The sequence below is a fragment of the Pseudomonas deceptionensis genome (genome assembly GCF_900106095.1).
GTDB lineage: Bacteria > Pseudomonadota > Gammaproteobacteria > Pseudomonadales > Pseudomonadaceae > Aquipseudomonas > Aquipseudomonas deceptionensis.
On the sequence record NZ_FNUD01000002.1, the window covers coordinates 1,900,411 to 1,920,128 of the forward strand.

Annotated in this window: 18 protein-coding genes; 11 read left to right on the forward strand and 7 right to left on the reverse strand. The window is 58.2% G+C overall.

Going from position 1 to position 19,718, the window contains the following annotated elements; all coding sequences use genetic code 11:
- Positions 1 to 259 precede the first annotated feature (259 nt).
- Both BLW11_RS08690 and BLW11_RS08695 read left to right on the forward strand, forming a co-directional pair.
- Positions 260 to 1,078, forward strand: a complete 819-nt coding sequence (locus tag BLW11_RS08690) for a winged helix-turn-helix domain-containing protein (protein WP_048359093.1) — start codon at positions 260 to 262, stop codon at positions 1,076 to 1,078.
- Positions 1,075 to 1,596, forward strand: a complete 522-nt coding sequence (locus BLW11_RS08695; RefSeq protein ID WP_048359092.1) for a hypothetical protein — start codon at positions 1,075 to 1,077, stop codon at positions 1,594 to 1,596. Before BLW11_RS08690 ends, BLW11_RS08695 begins: the two co-directional genes overlap by 4 nt.
- On the opposite strand, the gene BLW11_RS08700 is transcribed toward BLW11_RS08695, so the two are convergent.
- Both BLW11_RS08700 and xseA read right to left on the reverse strand, forming a co-directional pair.
- Complete coding sequence (locus BLW11_RS08700) at positions 1,593 to 2,417, reverse strand: peptidoglycan DD-metalloendopeptidase family protein (RefSeq protein WP_048359091.1); 825 nt, start codon at positions 2,415 to 2,417, stop codon at positions 1,593 to 1,595. The genes BLW11_RS08695 and BLW11_RS08700 overlap by 4 nt on opposite strands.
- 3 nt (positions 2,418 to 2,420) lie before the next feature.
- Positions 2,421 to 3,800 (reverse strand): exodeoxyribonuclease VII large subunit, encoded by a 1,380-nt coding sequence (xseA, locus tag BLW11_RS08705; protein ID WP_048359530.1) that lies wholly within the window; start codon positions 3,798 to 3,800, stop codon positions 2,421 to 2,423.
- 112 nt (positions 3,801 to 3,912) lie between these two features.
- Here xseA and BLW11_RS08710 point away from each other — a divergent pair, with 112 nt between their 5' ends.
- The 3 genes from BLW11_RS08710 to guaA all read left to right on the forward strand — a co-directional run bounded on the left by BLW11_RS08710 (position 3,913) and on the right by guaA (position 7,842).
- Positions 3,913 to 4,461, forward strand: coding sequence for a hypothetical protein (locus tag BLW11_RS08710; protein ID WP_048359529.1), 549 nt, complete (start codon positions 3,913 to 3,915; stop codon positions 4,459 to 4,461).
- A 230-nt stretch (positions 4,462 to 4,691) separates the two neighbouring features.
- Positions 4,692 to 6,161, forward strand: coding sequence for an IMP dehydrogenase (gene guaB / locus BLW11_RS08715; RefSeq protein ID WP_048359090.1), 1,470 nt, complete (start codon positions 4,692 to 4,694; stop codon positions 6,159 to 6,161).
- A 103-nt stretch (positions 6,162 to 6,264) separates the two neighbouring features.
- Positions 6,265 to 7,842, forward strand: coding sequence for a glutamine-hydrolyzing GMP synthase (guaA, locus tag BLW11_RS08720; RefSeq protein WP_048359089.1), 1,578 nt, complete (start codon positions 6,265 to 6,267; stop codon positions 7,840 to 7,842).
- Positions 7,843 to 8,111: 269 nt separating this feature from the next.
- Here the strand turns inward: guaA and BLW11_RS08730 are convergent, their stop codons facing one another.
- From BLW11_RS08730 to BLW11_RS08745, 4 genes are all read right to left on the reverse strand, one after another.
- Positions 8,112 to 8,279: a hypothetical protein gene (locus BLW11_RS08730; RefSeq protein ID WP_232286833.1), complete on the reverse strand. Its 168-nt coding sequence runs from the start codon at positions 8,277 to 8,279 to the stop codon at positions 8,112 to 8,114.
- An 88-nt stretch (positions 8,280 to 8,367) separates the two neighbouring features.
- Positions 8,368 to 8,679, reverse strand: a complete 312-nt coding sequence (locus BLW11_RS24060; protein ID WP_010655636.1) for a hypothetical protein — start codon at positions 8,677 to 8,679, stop codon at positions 8,368 to 8,370.
- Positions 8,680 to 9,219: 540 nt separating this feature from the next.
- Positions 9,220 to 9,528: a hypothetical protein gene (locus tag BLW11_RS08740; protein ID WP_048359087.1), complete on the reverse strand. Its 309-nt coding sequence runs from the start codon at positions 9,526 to 9,528 to the stop codon at positions 9,220 to 9,222.
- A 37-nt stretch (positions 9,529 to 9,565) separates the two neighbouring features.
- On the reverse strand, positions 9,566 to 9,877 hold the full coding sequence (locus BLW11_RS08745; RefSeq protein ID WP_048359086.1) for a hypothetical protein: 312 nt from the start codon (positions 9,875 to 9,877) through the stop codon (positions 9,566 to 9,568).
- A gap of 125 nt (positions 9,878 to 10,002) precedes the next feature.
- On the opposite strand from BLW11_RS08745, the gene BLW11_RS08750 reads away from it, so the two are divergent.
- Complete coding sequence (locus BLW11_RS08750) at positions 10,003 to 10,560, forward strand: hypothetical protein (protein WP_048359085.1); 558 nt, start codon at positions 10,003 to 10,005, stop codon at positions 10,558 to 10,560.
- 386 nt (positions 10,561 to 10,946) lie between these two features.
- A complete protein-coding gene (locus BLW11_RS08755; protein ID WP_048359084.1) occupies positions 10,947 to 11,603 on the forward strand; it encodes a S1 family peptidase in 657 nt (218 codons plus the stop codon).
- Positions 11,604 to 11,737: 134 nt separating this feature from the next.
- Here the strand turns inward: BLW11_RS08755 and treR are convergent, their stop codons facing one another.
- The gene (treR, locus tag BLW11_RS08760; protein ID WP_048359083.1) at positions 11,738 to 12,442 is read right to left on the reverse strand and encodes a trehalose operon repressor; all 705 of its coding nucleotides are present in this window, start codon (positions 12,440 to 12,442) and stop codon (positions 11,738 to 11,740) included.
- Between the two features lie 206 nt (positions 12,443 to 12,648).
- Here treR and treP point away from each other — a divergent pair, with 206 nt between their 5' ends.
- The 4 genes from treP to ptsP all read left to right on the forward strand — a co-directional run bounded on the left by treP (position 12,649) and on the right by ptsP (position 19,717).
- The gene (gene treP, locus BLW11_RS08765; protein ID WP_048359082.1) at positions 12,649 to 14,091 is read left to right on the forward strand and encodes a PTS system trehalose-specific EIIBC component; all 1,443 of its coding nucleotides are present in this window, start codon (positions 12,649 to 12,651) and stop codon (positions 14,089 to 14,091) included.
- Positions 14,092 to 14,220: 129 nt separating this feature from the next.
- Positions 14,221 to 15,867, forward strand: coding sequence for an alpha,alpha-phosphotrehalase (gene treC, locus BLW11_RS08770; RefSeq protein WP_048359081.1), 1,647 nt, complete (start codon positions 14,221 to 14,223; stop codon positions 15,865 to 15,867).
- Between the two features lie 41 nt (positions 15,868 to 15,908).
- Positions 15,909 to 17,132 (forward strand): maltoporin, encoded by a 1,224-nt coding sequence (locus BLW11_RS08775; RefSeq protein ID WP_048359080.1) that lies wholly within the window; start codon positions 15,909 to 15,911, stop codon positions 17,130 to 17,132.
- Positions 17,133 to 17,191: 59 nt separating this feature from the next.
- Positions 17,192 to 19,717: a phosphoenolpyruvate--protein phosphotransferase gene (ptsP, locus tag BLW11_RS08780; RefSeq protein ID WP_048359079.1), complete on the forward strand. Its 2,526-nt coding sequence runs from the start codon at positions 17,192 to 17,194 to the stop codon at positions 19,715 to 19,717.
- Position 19,718 lies beyond the last annotated feature (1 nt).

Sequence of the window (19,718 nt, forward strand, 5' to 3'; positions counted from 1 at the left end):
TTCACATGGTTTGTTAATGGCTGAGCTGTTTTTTTAAATACCGAAGTGTCGAAATTTCCTACGTCCAACCTGGATTCAAACGCTGGATTAACAGGTTTGATGCAGGTGTTGGTTGAGTGAGCGTATTGATCAAGAAGGTGTTTGTGTTCAATCATGCATGTCGCAGCGCTAAGTGATGGATGTAGGGTGTTGTTTAATTCGGTATTTGAAATGGCGGAACATTACACTCCGTCGACTCATTTTATAAGGCTGTAATGCCATGGCCCGTTACTTGATAGCTGGCGTAATGTTATTTGATGATGAATTGTATGAAGTGTCAGGTGCGGGTGACGCTGTTCAGTCCGTTATGCTCGGGGCGGCAGCCAGTCGTTGTTTTTCGACATTACTTGAGGCTCAGGGCTCCATCGTAACCAAGAAGGAGCTGTTGCATGCGGGGTGGGAGCGCTATGGGCAGCAGGTGTCTACCAATAGCGTCAACCAATCCATTGCGCAAATCCGTCGTTGTTTATCCACCGTTGGGCACTGCGATTACGTGGTCACTGTGCCGCGCATTGGCTACAAAGTCAGCGATGCCTTGTCAATTGAGAAGCTGGGTGATTGTACGCAGCCTGTGGCCGGGGTTGAATGCAGCATCGGGCGCGATATCAAACCGTTATCGGTCATGTTGGGAGTCCAGGGTGCCGTACCTGCGGACGAAAAGCACAGCAGGCGCAAGTATCTGTCTCTGTTCGGGTTGTTGCTGTTCAACATGCTCCTGGCCTTTGGCTGGCAAGCGATGAAGTTGAGCACGCCCCTGTCATCGGCAATCGAACTAAGTTACTTGCCGGTACCGGGGAAGCACGGCGTGCATTTATTTTCGGCGCCGGGGTTAAGCGCTAACCCGGAGCGCGTTAATGCCCATTTGCTCAAGTTGAAGGAGAAGCCTCCGGCATTCACGGCGTTGGCCAGTTACCCATACGTGTATTTGAATGGTGCGTTAAGGGATGACGTTTATGGATATTTTTTATGCCGGGATCCGATAGAAATCAGTGTGTCGGGGTGTATTTCTTATTTTGTCGTGGATGGGCCCGAATCATGATGGCTGCAAAGTCGAGTGCGCCGGGAGCAATGCTTGTTACGCTAATTCTTTTGCCTTGGTTGGTCGCGACCTGCTTCTACTCTGCTGACCGAGTGGTATGGGAGTGCCATCTGGATTTTGAGATGTTGGTAACGTCATCCGATCAAACCGCCGAGCGCACGTTGGGTTCATACAGTCAGTTTTTTTATGGCAATAACCTGGGTTTCTCACAGATCAGCGGCCGCAAAGTGGATTTCCTGGAAAATAATCAAACCGTGGTACACAACTTTCATCGCTTTATGGATTTCAAGTATGTGCAGGCGGGGCCTTATCTGAAGAACAGGATCACCAAAATCACGCACAAGAAGGGAGATACGCTCAGTGATGACAAGACGCTGGCATTCACGAGCACGCCGGGGGAGGACGTCTACCTCCAAGTGTTGAAGCTGGGCCCCAACACGTACTCGTTTGGCCGTCTCGGCATGCCAAACCAGATCTGCCAGGGCAGGCAAGGGTGGTTGATGCCGCGTTTACGTTAAGGCTTGAAGGCACCGATAAAGATCGCCGGGTCGACACGGGCATCATTCAGGCTGATGTTCCAGTGCATATGCGGGCCGGTGGCGCGGCCGGTTGAACCAACCTTGCCGACCACATCACCGCGCGCCAGTTGCTGGCCTACTTTGGTATCAATCTTCGACATGTGGCAGAACATACTGATAAAACCCTGGCCGTGGTCGACAAACACGGTGTTGCCGTTGAAGAAATAATTGCCGATCAAGATCACCTTGCCTGCAGCCGGGGTCTTGATGGGTGTGCCCGCCGGGACGGCGAAGTCCAGGCCGGCGTGGGGGTTGCGTTCTTCACCATTGAAAAACCGGCGTACACCAAACTTGCTCGACAGCGGCCCGTTGACCGGTTTGTCCAGCAGCAGGTTGCTTGGCGTGTTGGGGCTGAAGGTGCGGTAGGCCTTGATCTGGATCGCCAGTTCGTTGTCGATGCGCTTGATGTCCGCCGGGTTGGGATTGACCTGGCGCTGGTTCTTGAGCGTGATCCGCTGTTCGGGGTAATTCTTGTTGCCCACGGTGAAGCCCAGGTCGCGCCCGTTGCTGCTGATGTGCTGGCTGCCGGGTTTTACGCTCAGCGGGATACCGACAATGGCGCGCCAGGTGTCCTGTTCCTTGATCACCAGCACCGGTTTGCCGTCATAGGTTGCCTTGGGGGCCTGTGCCCCGGTGCCAAGCTCGATCACGGCAACCCCGCCCGGCACCGGTTTATTCAGTAAGCGGGTGATGTAGCTGTCGGCGGCGTGAGCATTGAGGGTCAGGCAGAGCAACAATACGGCAGAGAGAAAGCGCGACATCAGTTAATCCAGTAAAGAAAGGGTGACGGGCGTGAGGTGGTTGTCCTCGACGCGTACTTGCAGTTCGCCTTCACCCAGTCTGGCCTTCAGGCGCTGGCCGTTTCGGGTTTGGTCGGCGCTGCGAATGGCGTTGCCGCGTTCATCGAGCAAGATGCTGTAGCCGCGCCCCAGGGTCGCCAGCGGGCTGACCACATGCAGGGTTTGCATCTGGCTTTGCAGTTGCAGGCGACGACCTTTGAGGCCTTCGCGCATGGCTCTTGGCAAACGCTCGGCCAGGCTGTCCAGGCGCTGACGCAACATGGCCAGCTGGCGCCCCGGATGCTGGGCGGCCAGGCGGGTTTCAAGGCGGATCAAGCGTTCGCGGCGAGTGTTGAGGCTGCGCTCGAACGCTCGGCGCATGCGCATGTCCAGGTCATCCAGGCGCTGGGCTTGCTGGCGCAGGCGCTCGCCGGGGTGGCGCAAGCGACGGGCCAGGCCATCCAGGCGCAGGCGGTCGCGCATCAAGCGGTCGCGAATGCGCATCACCAGACGGCGGTGCAGGCTGTCTATACGGCGTTGCAGGTCGCTGGAGTCCGGTGCCAGCAACTCCGCAGCAGCAGACGGCGTTGGCGCCCGTACGTCAGCCACGAAGTCGGCGATGGACACATCGGTTTCGTGACCCACGGCACTCACGATTGGCGTGACGCAGGCATCAATGGCACGGGCCACGGTTTCTTCGTTGAAGCACCACAGGTCTTCGAGCGAGCCGCCGCCCCGGGCCAGGATCAGCGCATCAAAACCCCGGGCATCGGCAAGCTTGAGGGCCCGCACAATCTGCGCCGTGGCTTCTCGGCCTTGTACGGCGGTGGGGATCAGGGTCAGTTCGACGTGCGGCGCCCGGCGGCGAAACACGCTGATAATGTCGCGAATCACCGCGCCCGTGGGCGAGCTGATAATCCCGATGCGTTGCGGGTGAGCGGGCAGGGCGACCTTGCGTTCAGGGCTGAACAGGCCTTCAGCGCTGAGCTTTTCTTTCAGCGCATCGAAGGCCAGGCGCAGCGCACCATCGCCGGCGGGCTCCACGGTGTCGAGAATCAGCTGGTAATCGCCACGGCCTTCAAACAACGAGACTTTGCCGCGCACCTTGACCGCCAGGCCGTCTTTCAGTGCCTGACGCACCCGCGCCGCGTTGTTGCGAAACAACGCGCAACGCACCTGGGCACCGCTGTCCTTGAGGGTGAAGTACACGTGGCCAGACGCCGGGCGGGCGAGGTTGGATATTTCGCCTTCGACCCAGATGTTGCTGAACACGTCTTCGAGCAACACCCGCGCCCGGCCATTGAGTTGGCTGACGGTCAGGACTTCTCGGTCGAGGTTGAGTCTTGCAAAGGGGTCTTTAATCATGCGGGCCATCATAAGGGTGGATTGAAAGGACTGCACCTGTTGGCACGCTTGACCTCGTGCAATGAGGCTTTATGCTGCGCGCAAACCTGTACCCATCACACGTGCCGTACCCATGAACTCGCAAAGCATCATTGTTCCTAAAATCTCCACCTTGCCGGTTCACGAACCCCGGGCCCGGGCGGTCGTGCGCTGGCTGGTGCGCAAGAACATCATTGAAGAAGAACTGACCACCTGTGGCCGTACGGGCAACGGCATGGCGTATGCCATCGCACCGGGAGCGCGGGAGGTGGTGCTGCACCCTGAGGCGCTGCCATTTGGTCAGCCGGTCAATGGTCTGGAGATCATCACCAAGCGCTGCATCTACACCCCGTCCAAGGGCTTTCTTGAAGAAGCCGGCTGTGCCGAGTGCCGCAAGGAAGTCGGTGAAGCGCTGTTCGACAGTCTGGAGGACTGGATGCCGGGCCGCACCGACAACTTCATCTGCCCGTTGTGCTCCCATGAAGACGACATCAACGGCTTTCTGTTTTTGCAGCCCTGCGGGTTTTCCAACCTGGGCTTTATTTTCAATAACTGGGCTGAGGCGGGCTTTAAACAGAGCTTTCTCGACGAGTTCGCCGACTGGCTTGATCAGCCGGTGGCGTGGGTGCAGGTCGAACTGTAAACCTGTAGCCGCTGGCGAAGGCTGCGATAAGGTCCGAAGGACCTTCAAAGGGGTGAGGCTGCTGTGCAACCCGTTGCAGCCTTCGGCAGCGGCGACAAAGGACAGTTCCTGCCCTATGGGTCAATAAATCATGGGCCTTAGCGCAAAACTCTCTAAAGGTTTACGTTGAGAGATGCAGGTGTTTTGAGTACAATGGCGCGCTTCCATTTTCCCGCTCGGGAGCCCCAGCGATGCTGCGTATCAGCCAAGAAGCACTCACATTCGATGACATCCTTCTCGTCCCCGGTTATTCCGAGGTTCTCCCGAACGAAGTCAGCCTAAAGACTCGTTTGACCCGTGGCATTGAACTGAATATTCCGCTGGTTTCCGCCGCAATGGACACCGTAACTGAAGCCCGTCTGGCAATCGCCATGGCTCAGGAAGGCGGTATCGGTATCATCCACAAGAACATGACCATCGAGCAGCAAGCTCACGAAGTTCGCAAGGTCAAGCGTTTCGAAGCCGGTGTGGTCAAAGAGCCCATCACCATCGAGGCTGATGCCACGGTACGTGAACTGCTTGAACTGACCCGCCAGCACAACATCTCCGGCGTACCCGTACTGCACAATGGCGACCTGGTCGGCATCGTGACGTCCCGTGACGTGCGTTTTGAAAACCGTCTGGAAGCTACCGTTCGTGACGTGATGACGCCCAAAGAGCGTTTGGTCACTGTCAAGGAAGGCTCCGACAAGAACGTAGCCCGCGAGCTGTTGCACAAGCACCGCATCGAGCGTGTGCTGATCGTTGACGACAAATTTGCCCTCAAAGGCATGATGACCGTTAACGACATCGAAAAAGCCAAGGCTTACCCGCTGGCCAGCAAGGACGATCAAGGTCGTCTGCGCGTAGGCGCTGCGGTCGGTACCGGCAAGGACACCGCTGATCGCGTAGCCGCCCTCGTGGCTGCCGGCGTTGACGTGGTAGTTGTCGATACCGCTCACGGTCACTCCAAAGGCGTGATCGATCGCGTACGTTGGGTCAAGCAGAACTTCCCTGAAGTTCAGGTCATTGGCGGCAACATCGCCACTGGCGCTGCTGCATTGGCACTGGCTGAAGCTGGCGCTGACGCCGTTAAAGTCGGTATCGGCCCAGGCTCGATCTGCACCACCCGTATCGTTGCCGGTGTTGGCGTTCCGCAAATCAGCGCGATTGCCAATGTTGCCGCTGCGCTTGAAGGCACTGGCGTTCCGTTGATTGCCGACGGCGGCATCCGTTTTTCGGGTGACCTGTCCAAGGCCATCGTTGCCGGTGCTTCCTGCGTGATGATGGGTTCGATGTTTGCCGGTACTGAAGAAGCACCGGGCGAAATCGAGCTGTACCAGGGCCGTTCGTACAAGGCCTACCGCGGCATGGGTTCGCTGGGTGCGATGTCGCAATCCCAGGGTTCTTCTGACCGCTACTTCCAGGACTCCTCCGCGGGTGCCGAGAAGCTGGTACCGGAAGGCATCGAAGGTCGCGTGGCATACAAAGGCTCGCTGACTGCAATCGTGCACCAACTGATGGGCGGTCTGCGTTCTTCGATGGGTTACACCGGCTGTGCCGACATCGAACAAATGCGCACCAAGCCTGAGTTTGTCCGCATCACCGGTGCCGGCATGGCTGAATCCCACGTCCACGACGTGCAGATCACCAAGGAAGCACCAAACTATCGCGTAAGTTGATAGTGGTCGCCCCCAGGCCAAAACCTGGGGGCGATACGAATTAAGTCACCGGGGCTGTTTGATTCAGCCCCGTGTTGTTTCTGAAATTAATCGAGATTTTGTCATGGCCCTCGACATTCACGCTCACCGCATTCTGATCCTCGACTTCGGTTCCCAGTACACCCAGCTGATCGCCCGCCGCGTTCGCGAAATCGGCGTTTACTGCGAACTGCACCCGTTCGACATGGACGACGCAGCGATCCGCGAATTCGCACCTAAAGGCATCATCCTTGCCGGTGGTCCGGAATCCGTGCACGAAGCTGGCAGCCCGCGCGCGCCTCAAGCTGTATTTGACCTGGGCGTACCGGTTTTCGGTATCTGCTACGGCATGCAGACCATGGCTGAACAGCTGGGCGGCAAGGTTGAAGGTTCCGAGCTGCGTGAGTTCGGTTATGCCCGCGTAGACGTGGTCGGCAAAAGCCGTCTGCTGGACGGCATCGAAGACCATATCGACGCTGACGGCCTGTTCGGTCTGGACGTGTGGATGAGCCACGGTGACAAGGTCACCAAAATGCCATCCGACTTCCACGTTCTGGCCAGCACTCCAAGCTGCCCGATTGCTGGCATGTTCAGCGACGAGCGCGGCTACTACGGCGTGCAGTTCCACCCGGAAGTGACCCACACCAAGCAGGGCGGCCGCATCCTGTCGCGCTTTATCCTCGACATCTGCGGCTGCGAAGCCCTGTGGACACCGTCGAAAATCGCTGAAGACGCAATCGCCAACATCCGTGCCCAGGTAGGCACCGACAACGTTCTGCTGGGCCTGTCCGGCGGCGTTGACTCCTCGGTGGTTGCAGCGTTGCTGCACAAGGCAATCGGCGATCAGCTGACCTGCGTATTCGTGGACAACGGCCTGCTGCGCCTGCACGAAGGTGAGCAAGTGATGGCCATGTTCGCCGAGAACATGGGCGTCAAAGTGATCCGCGCCAACGCTGCCGAGCAGTTCCTCGGCAACCTGGCTGGCGAAAGCGACCCGGAGAAAAAGCGCAAGATCATCGGCCGTACCTTCATCGACGTGTTCGATGCCGAATCCTGCAAGCTGGACAACATCAAGTACCTGGCCCAGGGCACCATCTACCCGGACGTGATCGAGTCGGCTGGCGCCAAGAGCGGCAAGGCTCACGTCATCAAGTCGCACCACAACGTGGGCGGCCTGCCGGACGAAATGAACCTCAAGCTGGTTGAACCCCTGCGCGAGCTGTTCAAGGACGAAGTCCGCCGTCTGGGCCTGGAACTCGGCCTGCCGTACGACATGGTCTACCGTCACCCGTTCCCGGGCCCGGGCCTGGGTGTGCGCATCCTGGGTGAAGTGAAGAAGGAATACGCCGACATCCTGCGTCGTGCTGACCACATCTTCATCGAAGAGCTGCGCAAGGCCGACTGGTACCACAAGGTCAGCCAGGCATTCGTAGTGTTCCAGCCGGTCAAGTCGGTTGGCGTTGTAGGCGATGGCCGTCGTTACGCCTGGGTTGTTGCCCTGCGTGCCGTAGAAACCATCGACTTCATGACCGCACGCTGGGCGCACCTGCCTTACGAGCTGCTTGAAACCGTCAGCGGTCGCATCATCAACGAAATCGAAGGCATCTCCCGCGTGACGTATGACGTGTCGAGCAAGCCGCCGGCAACGATTGAGTGGGAGTGAGGTTGGTTCGCAACTATCTGATTTTATTGTAAAAAATAAGAGTTGATAGTGATGTTTACTACGTGATCAATGGCGTTGTTAATGGCGCGCGTTGTGCGTATGTGAGAAAGCTCTATCGATACCATGTCCCGGATAAGGAATGCTGGCATGGTATCGAGAACGCTTAGCAGCGCAGATGTCAGCAATAACTGTTTGCCCATCTCCCCTATGGTGTTGGCGTGTGTTTTGAAGAACTTTACGCGCAACCTTCAACCCGCGCAGATTTCCGGCTAGAAGTTATCAATCGCGTTGCACATCGACACCTTCCCTGCTGGCTGCGGTTGGACCATCGCCCACTGCTTGCCGCCCGCCTCCAATTCATCCAGCTGGAACGAACAGTCCGCCGACATGGTGGCCTGCACCATGTAGTCCACGCCAGGCCGAGGCACGAAGGTCATGGTCTTGGCACACTGCAGCCAACACCAATGCTGTGCCATACAGTCCGTTGCGTAGATTGTTCATTCCCTGTGTCCTTTTGGTGATGGATTAACGGCGGCCGTCGCACACCGGCGATTCGCCAATACGACCGAGCTTGCACATGTCCAAGTTATCTTTGCGTTTGTAGCCTGCGTCTTTCATGCAATAGAAGTTCAGTAACCTCACATCGATTGGCGACCTGTCTCCCGCGCCATCAACATTGGTATATCCGCACGCACGCATCGCAGCAATGATCCCGGTCTGCGATACGCCCTCCTTGTACCATTTTGTGTAATCCGGAGCCGGCGGTTGAAAGCCCCTTCCCGTGCAGCCAACCAGTAACACAGCGCAAAAACTCAGCAATAGGCTCCTCGTGAACATCGCGTTCTTCCTTATGGGTTGACTCGGATAAGTGTGAGACGCCGTAGGGTGAGTTGCTCTTGAAGGGCTTGCAAGCGGCCCCGCCATCCTCATAGCGGTTATGCACTGTTTGATTGCCGTCCAGCACGTTCAATCATTCCCATAGGCGAGCGTTTTTCAGCTTATGAAGCATTGGTCCATTTACCAACATTTCACTGACCGTGACTCCTGGTCTGCGAGTACTTCCCGGTATTGGATCTTGAGTCAATATAGGATCAATGCGGTATTGGCAGACGGGTCAATTCCCCAGCCGATCACCACATCGCATGAATGATGCAGTGCTCGTGAAAACTGGTTTTCGTCGATGGTGTTTTTCGTGGTATCAGCAGAGATGATCAAAATAAAGATATGATTTATATTGGTTTTTTAAGATTGTTTATGTTCGAGTGGGAATGATTGGACGTCCGGCACTGACCGGCACCAAGCAGCAATAAATACCCTGGAGCCCGCGTAATTGCGGGCTTTTGGCTTTTTGGGTCTGGCAATCCGTTGGCTGACGGGTTACCGGCGGCCTTCGCACACGGGTGACTCGCCAACGCGGCCTTGCTTGCACAGGTCCATATTGTCCTTGCGCCTGAAGCCTGCATCTTTCATGCAATAGAAGTGCTCCAGTTCCGCATCGATTGAGCCGTTGCCTATGCCCGCGACATTGGGATACCCGCACGCGAGCATGGCACTCTTGACGCCCTCGACCGAGACCCCGCTTTTTTGCCAGTGGGTGAAGTCCGGCGGCGGCGGTTGAAAGCCTCTACCCGTGCAGCCGATCAGTAACACAACGCAAAAACTCAACAGCAGGTTCCTGGTAAACATGGCGTCTTCCCTGATTGTTTGGCTTGGACAAAATGTATTACCGGCGGCCTTCACACACCGGTGATTCGCCGATGCGTCCTTGCTTGCACAGGTCGAGACTATCCCTGCGCTTGAACCCTGCATCTTTCATGCAGTAGAACCGCGTCAGCACAACATCAATCGGCGAGGTATCGCCCACGCCATCAAGATTGGTATACCCGCAAGCACGCATGGCGTTGTCGACGCCCGATTGGGTTACCCCCTTTTTGTACCATTGCGTGTAGTTCCCTGGCGGCGGTTGAAAGCCCCTTCCCGTGCAACCAATCAATAGCACAGCGCAAAAACTCAGCAACAGGCTCTTCGTGAGCATGGCGTTCCTCCTAATGGTTTGCATCGGCAGATGGCTCTACGCCCTGGTAGCGCTGGCAGCATACAGGGAACTTTCGCGCTGCAAATGCCTCTACACAGTCCTTCTTTAGACTGTTCAGGGATCGAATGAAAACTTCTTTGGCGTTTCCATTAGCAATCACTTTCGCGCTTGTCATGACCGGCTGCAGCAGCCGCCAGGCGGGTGATCTTACTTCAGAGCCTGTCGTTCCACTGGCCATGAATGACCATCAAGCCACGGTGACTTTCCGTACCATAGGCGGCGAGGGAGATCGTCCTGTCAGTTACATGTACGGATATGCCAATGCCGGGTTTGAGAGCGCGGGTGATCGGGTTTATGACTCTGCTTACTTCAAGCGCATACCGGCGTATCTGAAGAAAATAGCCGGTGGTACTGACAGCATCAGTAAGCTGGTCGAGGTCGACAAACCGGTGTATGTGCAAGGGGTGGTCAAGGACAAACCGTTCACCTTTAACGGTATTCCCATGCCTACGCCGTTCGACAAGGAGCAGCCTGTAGTGCAGCAATTCACGCCGCAAGCCAAGAAGAATTATCTGGTTGAAACGGTGATCGCCGACACATGGAACATGAATGTGTACGAAGTCAGCGCAACCGGTGAACGCAAAACTATTGGCGTTGCAAATAAAGATACTGCCGCAAACTGACCGCGCAGGGCGTTGACGGGTAGCCGCAGACCCGGCCAGCCTGCAAGTAAAGCCCAATTAATCCATTGATCGTGTTGACCGCCCTTTTTGTGGCGGTCCATTTTTATAGCCGCTGTAAAGGTGCTCGAAGCAATCCAACTCCTCATAGCACTTTCTGCCTGACGACCTCGTTTTTCAGCATATTTCCGGCGCCAATTATTTGAACTTCTTCGTTGTTCAAAAAGCAATTGAGCTTAGTTCGATTGATTCATACGCGTTATTAAATTGTCAGCCATAAGTAATACAGCGACCCAATAAAACAGGCAGTTAGGAGCGCTATTCTCTGTGCTGTCAAAATACTGACAATAACAGCCAGTTGCATTCTTCCTATAAGTCGGTGATTTATCATGATCAAGATCATGGCCTTCTTGTTAGTAGGAGTTGTCACTGCAGGATGCAATGGATTCGTGAAGCCCGACCTGTCGGGGCCTGTTAATGACTCGTACTTTACGGTCTTTTCAGGCTTTCCCGTTCCGTTTATGTACATGGCCTCGGCCGTGCAATGGAATGAGGATTACGCCGTCACGACCCGGCACACGCCGTTCATTCCCAATGTCATTTACAGCTGCAGCACTCACTGTGATCTGGTCTTCATCAAGCACAAAGCCAACGGTCACCACCCGACATGGCGTGCTCCGCGGGTGGGCGAGAGCATCACGGCTGTGGGCGTGAGCCCCTACCTTGTGACCACCACGGGCAAGGGCAAGGTGTATCAAACACCTTTCAGGAATATCGAAGAACACAGCGGCGATCTGTATGCCATCCACGATGCCCCGTTGGTCAAGGGGATGTCGGGCGGGCCGGTCATCGCCAGTGACGGCAGCGTTGTGGGTATCAATCAAGGGTTCTACTCGACCACGCTGAACGATGTGATCACTCAGTCCGGCTTGAAAGGCGCGCAGAGGGTGAGCATCTTTATCCCTTATTCGATTATTCAGCGCGAGTGGCTGATGTTGCAGGCCCAGCTTGATGCCCCGCGTGGTTCGAAGTATGCGGCGAAGTGATGTTTAGCAGGATCAAGAGCCCCTCACCCTAACCCTCTCCCGGAGGGAGAGGGGACTAAAGGCAAAAACAGATCTGTGCAGCGTCACAAGCCGGCTCCCTCTGGGAGAGGGTTGGGGTGAGGGTGCTTTTGACTCTAACGCCGCGCCACATCCGAAAAGTAAAACTTGTCCAGCGTATGCCGCGACTCGGTGTACTCGAACTGGCGTCCGTCCTGCAAAAACGTCTGGTTGCTCACCACGATCACATGGCTTTGGCCGTCCAGGTCAAGATGCTGCTGGTCGTCCTTGCTGCGTGGCACCGCTTCGATGGTGCGTTGGGCGTAGCTGATCTGAAGGTTCAGGGTTTGCTCGATGTAGGCATAAATCGAGTGCTGGGCAATGCCCTCGTCCAGGCCGGGTATCAAATCGCTGACGAAGTGGTTGATGTCCAGGATCACCCGCTTGCCATCAATGTGGCGCACGCGTTTGATACGGGTTATCAGGCTGCCGGGCTCAACGTCGAACTTCTCGCACAATGCACCTTCGAGCGGGAACCGGGTGAACTCGACCACGTCCGTTCTGACGTTATCCCCCAGTCGCGGGTAGGTTTCCTGGAAGCTGACAATGCCGCCGAGCTGGAACTCAATCGGGCTGGAGGACAGTACAAAGGTACCTTTGCCATGAATTTTTTGCGCAAAGCCACGCTCTTGCAGTTGCTCTATGGCCTTGCGCACGGTGCCTCGGCTGGCCGCGTAACTGGCCATCAGCTCTGCTTCGGACGGCAGGCGTGCGCCGCGGGCCAGGCGTTCAGTGGTGATGCTGGCAAGCAGATCGGTGTAGATCTGATTGTATTTAGTCATGGCGAGGGCTCTATGCCGTTGGGGCTCTGGGCCCGAACCTTAAGGGCAGGGGGTAGGCAGCGCAAGTACTGGCGGCAGGGCGGCAGATAAAAAAACCAAACTCGTCTGTACCAGTTGTTGCTTTAACTCGTACAGACGAGTATTTTTCGTTTCGGCGTGCTGCCAAAACGACGCTCCATAATAAAAATTCAAGCGGAAGACAACGCATGAGCCACGACTATTCCCTTATCGCCAGCGAGTTGCTGCAAAGCCTCGGTGGTGCCGAAAACGTTGAGCAGGCAGCGCATTGCGTCACGCGTTTGCGCATTGCACTCAAAGACCCGGGCCTGGTGGACAGCGCCACGCTTAACCAGATCGATCTGGTCAAGGGCTCCTTCTTTACGGGCGGCCTGTACCAGGTGGTGATCGGCCCCGGCGAAGTCGAAAAGGTCTATGCCGCCTTGCGCGAGCAGACCGGTCTGGCCGCTGCCACCATCGCCGACGTCAAGCAAAAGGGCGCCGACAAGGCCAACGCCATGCAGCGTCTGGTGCGGGTGTTCTCGGATGTGTTCATGCCCATCCTGCCCGCGCTGATCATTGCCGGCCTGCTGATGGGGGTTAACAACCTGCTCGGCGCCAAAGGCATGTTCATTGCCGATAAAACCCTGCTCGATGCCTACCCGTCACTGGACGGTGTATGGAGCCTGATCAACCTGATGGCCAACACCTCGTTTGTGTTCCTCCCGGCGCTGGTCGGCTGGTCGGCGGCCAAGCGTTTTGGTGGCAGCGAGATTCTCGGCATCGTGCTGGGCCTGATGCTGGTTCACCCCGATCTGCTCAATGCCTGGAACTACGGCAAGGCGGTCGCCGGGCTGGACGGGCAGAGCCTGCCGTACTTCGACATCCTGGGTGTGTTCCAGATCGAGAAGGTGGGTTATCAGGGGCAAATCCTGCCGATCCTGATGGCCGCCTACGTCATGAGCGTGATCGAAAAATGGCTGCGGGCGCGGGTGCCCAATGCCATCCAGTTGCTGGTGGTGCCGATTACCACCATCGTCATTACCGGGGTGCTGGCGCTGGCAATCATTGGCCCGGTGACCCGTCACCTGGGCATCTTGATTACCGAAGGCGTGGTCCTGCTGTTTGATCTGGCACCGGTACTGGGCGGGATGATTTTCGGCCTGCTGTACGCACCGCTGGTAATTACCGGCATGCACCACATGTTTCTCGCCGTCGACTTGCAACTGATTGCCAACCATGGCGGCACGTTTATCTGGCCGATGATTGTCATGTCCAACCTGGCCCAGGGCAGCGCCGCGCTTGGCGTGTTCTACATGAGCCGCAATGTGCGCGAACGCAGCATGGCGTCTACCTCAGCCGTTTCCGCCTACTTCGGCATCACCGAGCCGGCCATGTTCGGGATCAACCTGCGCTACAAATTTCCGTTCTATGCGGCGCTGATCGGCTCGGCGCTGGGTAGCATCTTCCTGTCGCTGAACAAGGTCCAGGCCTCGGCGATCGGGGTTGGCGGCTTGCCGGGCTTTATCTCGATCATCCCGCAGTACATCCCGATGTTTGTGATCGGCATGCTGGTGGCCATTGTCGTGCCGTTTGTCCTGACCTGTGCCCTGAGCCTGAAAATCATCCGTCCCGGTTATCGCGTCGCTTGAATAAACTTTTCCTGTAGCCGCTGCCGAAGGCTGCGATGGACTGCGCAGCAGGCCCGCCTTGATTAAAGGTCATGCGGCGCTTATCGCAGCCTGCGGCAGCGGCTACAAAGACCCAGCAAGGAACACCTCATGCAAGACTGGCAGCGCTCGGTGATCTACCAGATCTACCCAAAAAGTTTTCACAGTCACGCCGGCAACGCCACGGGCGACTTGCTGGGGGTGGTCGACAAGCTCGACTACCTGCAATGGCTGGGTGTTGATTACCTGTGGCTGACGCCGTTCCTGCGTTCCCCCCAGCGTGACAACGGCTATGACATCAGCGACTACTACGCCATCGACCCGAGCTACGGCAGCATGGCCGATTGCGAGCTGTTGATCCGCGAGGCGAGCGCCCGTGGCATCAAGCTGATGCTCGATATCGTGGTCAATCACACCTCCGTCGAGCACGAGTGGTTCCAGCAGGCGCGCAGCAGCCTCGACAACCCGTACCGCGACTTCTACATCTGGCGCGACCAGCCGAACAACTGGGAATCCAAGTTTGGTGGTACGGCCTGGGAGTACGAGGCGCAAACCGGTCAGTACTACCTGCACCTGTTTGACCACACCCAGGCGGACCTCAATTGGGACAACCCCTCCGTGCGGGCCGAGGTGTACAAACTGATGTGTTTTTGGCGGGACAAGGGCGTGGGCGGCTTCCGTCTGGACGTGATCAACCTCATCTCCAAACCCGCCCACTTCCCGCAAGACAGCAGTGACGGCCGCCGCTTTTACACCGACGGCCCTCACGTGCATGAGTACCTGCAAGAGATGCACCGCGAAGTGTTCGCCGGGCACGATCTGGTCAGTGTCGGCGAGATGTCGTCCACCAGCCTTGAACACTGCATCCGTTATTCGCGGCCGGACAGCCAAGAGCTGTCGATGACCTTCAACTTTCATCACCTGAAAGTCGATTACCCGAACATGCAGAAGTGGGTGCGGGCTGATTTCGACTTTCTTGAGCTCAAACGCATCTTGTCGGACTGGCAAGTGGGCATGCAGGCGGGGGGCGGCTGGAACGCCTTGTTCTGGTGTAACCACGATCAGCCGCGCGTGGTTTCGCGTTTTGGCGATGACGGTGAGCACCGCGTCGTGTCGGCCAAGATGCTGGCCACCGCGCTGCACTGCCTGCAAGGCACGCCCTATGTGTACCAGGGCGAAGAAATCGGCATGACCAACCCCGGGTTTGAGCGCATCGAGCAGTACCGCGATGTAGAAACCCTGAACATCTATCGCCTCAAGCGCGAAGCGGGTGTGCCGCACGACGAATGCATGGCGGCGATCAAGCAAAAGTCGCGGGACAACAGCCGCACGCCGATGCAATGGAATCATCAGCCCAATGCCGGTTTCAGCAGCGTCGAGCCGTGGATTGGCATCCCTGAAAACGCTGAGTTCATCAACGTTGAAGACCAACTGGATGATCCGGCGTCAGTGCTTCATTACTACCGGCGCCTGATTGCCTTGCGTCGCGAAGAGCCGTTGTTGAGTGACGGTGAATACCGGCAATTGCTGCCTGAGCACCCGCAAGTCTGGGCGTATCTGCGCCAGGGCGAAGGCGAGGCTCTGCTGGTGATCAACAACTTTTACGGCACACCGTGCGAGATCGAACTGGGGCAAGACGTGATCACCGAGGCCATGAGCCAAAGGCTGCTGATCAGCAACTACGACGACTGCCCGGTGCGCAGTAACAGGATTGTCTTGCGCCCTTATGAGTCATTCGCCTTGCACCTCAAAAGCTGAATGCACACCGCCTTCCCACAATAAAAATAAAAAGGTCGTTTATGAATACAGTAATCAATCGCGGCATTTTGGCCGCATGTGCCTGCTTGATCGCACCGCTTTCGGCTCAGGCTCTGGAATTCTCCGGATACATGCGCAGTGGCGTGGGCAACTCGCTCAATGGCGGTAAGCAATCGTGCTTCCAGTTGCCCGGTGCCGAGTCCAAATACCGGCTGGGCAACGAGTGCGAGCAATACGCCGAGCTGGAGCTGCGCCAGGATGTGTACAGCTTCGACGATGGCTCGGTGTTGAGCGTCGACGGCATGGCTTCGCTGTACAACCAGTACAATCGCGAGCTGACCTTCCAGGGCGACAACGGTGCGGCCCGTCTGCCGCAGCTGTATGCCCAGTGGTCGAACCTGCCAGCCCTGAACGGCGGTTCGGTGTGGGCCGGCCGTCGTTACTACAAGCGTAACGACATCCATATTTCCGACTTCTACTACTGGAACCAGAGCGCGACCGGTGCCGGGATCGAGGACGTGCTGATCGGGGGCTTGAAATACAGCTACGCCCTGTCGCGCAAGGACAACCTCTATCAGGAAAACTACGTGAACCGTCACGACTTCAACGTGGCCGGTTTCAATACCAACCCCGGTGGTCAGCTGGAGTTTGGTCTGAGCTACCTCGACAAGCCCGAGCGCACCGATGCCCACAGTGGTTGGGCCATTACGGCGCAGCATGTGCAAAGCGAGTTTTTGGGCGGCAAGAACAAACTGGCCCTGCAATACGGTGAGGGCTCGGGTACCGGGCTGGGCTACACCGGTAACTTCAAACTCGATAACAGCAGCAAGCGCTACCGGATCGTCGAATTCTTTGACTGGCAAGTGACGCCGCGTTTCGGCGGGCAGATCGAGGCCGTGTATCAGAAGGATTTTCGTCCTGATGGCGGCAATCAGGAATGGCTCTCCCTGGGCGTGCGCCCGACCTACGCGATCAGCGAGCAGTTCAAGCTGGTCACCGAACTGGGCCACGATCAGGTCAAGGCTGCTGACGGTACGCGCAAGTTGAGCAAGTTCACTTTCGCGCCGACCTGGTCACCCAAGGGGCCGGGCTTCTGGACGCGCCCTGAAGTGCGTCTTTATTACACCTATGCCAGCTGGAACGCCGCGGCACAGCGTGCGGCCAATGAGTTTGATGCCGGGTCGGCGCTCTCCGACAGCGGGGCATTCGGCTCGGCGCGGCATGGTTCGAACGCAGGTTTGCAAGTCGAGTACTGGTGGAAGTAAGCGAGCTGTCGGGGCTCGCGCTCCATCGGCATTTAACCGAATCAATTGCAGGTGAAGTCATGGTCACATCCCAACAACTGGAACTGCTGGCGCCGCTGGCCGGTGTGCTGCTGGCGCTTGATCAGGTCCCGGACCCGGTGTTTTCCAGCCGTCTGATTGGCGACGGTCTGTGCATTGACCCCACTTCCCAGGTGCTGTGCGCGCCGTTGGCCGGGGTGATCAGCAACCTGCAACACACCGGGCACGCCATCAGCATCACCGGCGACAACGGGGTGCAGGTGTTGCTGCATGTCGGGCTGGATACGGTGAACCTGGGGGGCAAGGGCTTCACGCCGTTGGTCGAAACGGGGCAGCGGGTGGCGGCGGGGCAGGCGTTGATTGAGTTCGACGCAGACTACATCGCCCTGCATGCCCGCAGCCTGCTGACCCTGATGCTGGTGGTCAGTGGCGAAAGCTTCGCCCCCTTGGTGCCGGGCAGTGATCTGGTTGAGAGCGGTCAGCCGTTGCTGCGTTTGCAGCTGGCTGAAACCGGGGCCGTGACAGAGGATCAAACCGGCGCCGCGCAGCTTTCAGCGCCGCAACGGTTGCCCAACCCCAACGGCCTGCACGCCCGTCCGGCAGCCGTGCTGGCTCAGGCCGCGAAAGGCTTTGCGGCGACGATTCACCTGCACACGGCGCAGAGCAGCGCCAATGCCAAGTCGCTGGTGGCGATCATGGCCTTGCAGACGGTGCACGGTGACAGTGTGCACCTCAGTGCGGCCGGCCCGGATGCGAGGCAGGCGCTTGAGGCTCTGTCCGGGTTGTTGGCCTCGGGGTGTGGCGAAGGCGGCAGTGCGCCGGTGGTTGAGTCGCCACCCTTGGTGGTGCCGGCAGAGGTCGCAACCGATGTGCTGCACGGGGTGTGTGCATCCTCGGGTTCGGCATTCGGCCAGGTGGTGCAGATGATCGAAAGCACGCTTGAAGTTGCCGAGTTTGCGGCGGACTCGGGCCGTGAGCGCGCCCGGTTGCAGCAGAGCCTGGCCGACGCTAGCGTCGGGTTGCAGACCTTGTGCGACAAAGCGTCGGGCACGGCCCAGCGTGAGATCTTCAAGGCGCATCAGGAATTACTGGAAGACCCGGGCCTGCTGGAGCAGGCGTTTGAGCTGATCGAACAGGGCAAGAGCGCAGCCTTCGCCTGGCAAAGCGCCACGCAGGCAACCTCGCAGCTGTTCAAGGGCCTGGGCAGCCGCTTGTTGGCCGAGCGTGCGCTGGACCTTGAAGACGTCGGCCAGCGGGTGCTCAAGCTGATGCTCGGGATGCCGGACAACGCACTGGAGTTGCCCGATCATGCGATCTTGATTGCCGAACAACTGACACCGTCCCAGACCGCCGCGCTGGATACCCGCAAGGTGGCAGGCTTTGCCACCGTTGGCGGCGGCGCCACCAGCCATGTGGCGATTCTGGCCCGGGCACTGGGCTTGCCGGCGATCTGCGGGATGTCACCGCAAGTGCTGGCGCTGGCCAACGGCACGCCGGTACTGCTCGATGCCGACGCGGGGCAATTGCACCTGCAACCGGCCCCGGAGCGCATCAAGCAACTCGATCTTCAGCGAGCCCGACAGCACGAGCGCCGGCACCGTGACCTGCAACAGGCAGGCCTGGCGGCCTGTACCCGTGACGGGCAGCGTATCGAAGTCAGCGCCAATATTGCGTCCCTGGCCGAAGCCGAGGAGGCCATGACGCTGGGGGCTGAAGGGGTGGGGCTGTTGCGGTCCGAGTTCTTGTATCTGGAGCGCAGCAACGCTCCCAGTCACGACGAGCAGGTCGCGACTTACAGCGCCATCGCCCGCGCAGTAGGGGCTGAGCACAATCTGGTGGTGCGCACTCTGGACGTGGGCGGCGACAAACCGCTGGCCTACGTGCCGATGGAGCACGAGACCAACCCGTTTTTGGGGATGCGCGGGATTCGTCTGTGCCTGGAGCGTCCGCAACTGCTGCGTGAGCAGTTGCGCGCGATTCTGGCCAGCGCCGATATGGCCCGCCTGCACATCATGTTGCCGATGGTCAGTCAGCTGTCCGAGTTGCGCATGGCCCGTCAGTTGCTCGAAGAGCAGGCGCAGTTAATGGGGCTCAAACAACTGCCCAAACTGGGGATCATGATTGAAGTCCCGGCGGCGGCGTTGATGGCGGACCTGTTCGCGCCTGAGGTCGATTTTTTCTCGATCGGCACCAACGACCTGACCCAGTACACCCTGGCCATGGACCGCGACCACCCGCGACTGGCCAGCCAGGCCGACAGCTTGCACCCGGCGGTACTGCGCCTGATTGCCACCACGGTCAAGGCGGCCCACGCCCATGGCAAATGGGTCGGGGTATGCGGCGCATTGGCCTCCGAGACGCTGGCGGTGCCGGTGTTGCTGGGCCTGGGGGTTGATGAGTTGTCGGTGAGCGTGCCGTTGATCCCGGCGATCAAGGCGCGGGTGCGCGAGCTGGACTTTACCGAGTGCCAGGCCTTGGCACAGCGGGTGCTGGGGCTTGAAAGTGCCGAGCAGGTGCGTGCTGTTTTGCAGCCCTTGCAGCAGCCCATGACTGAGTTGGAGTACTGAA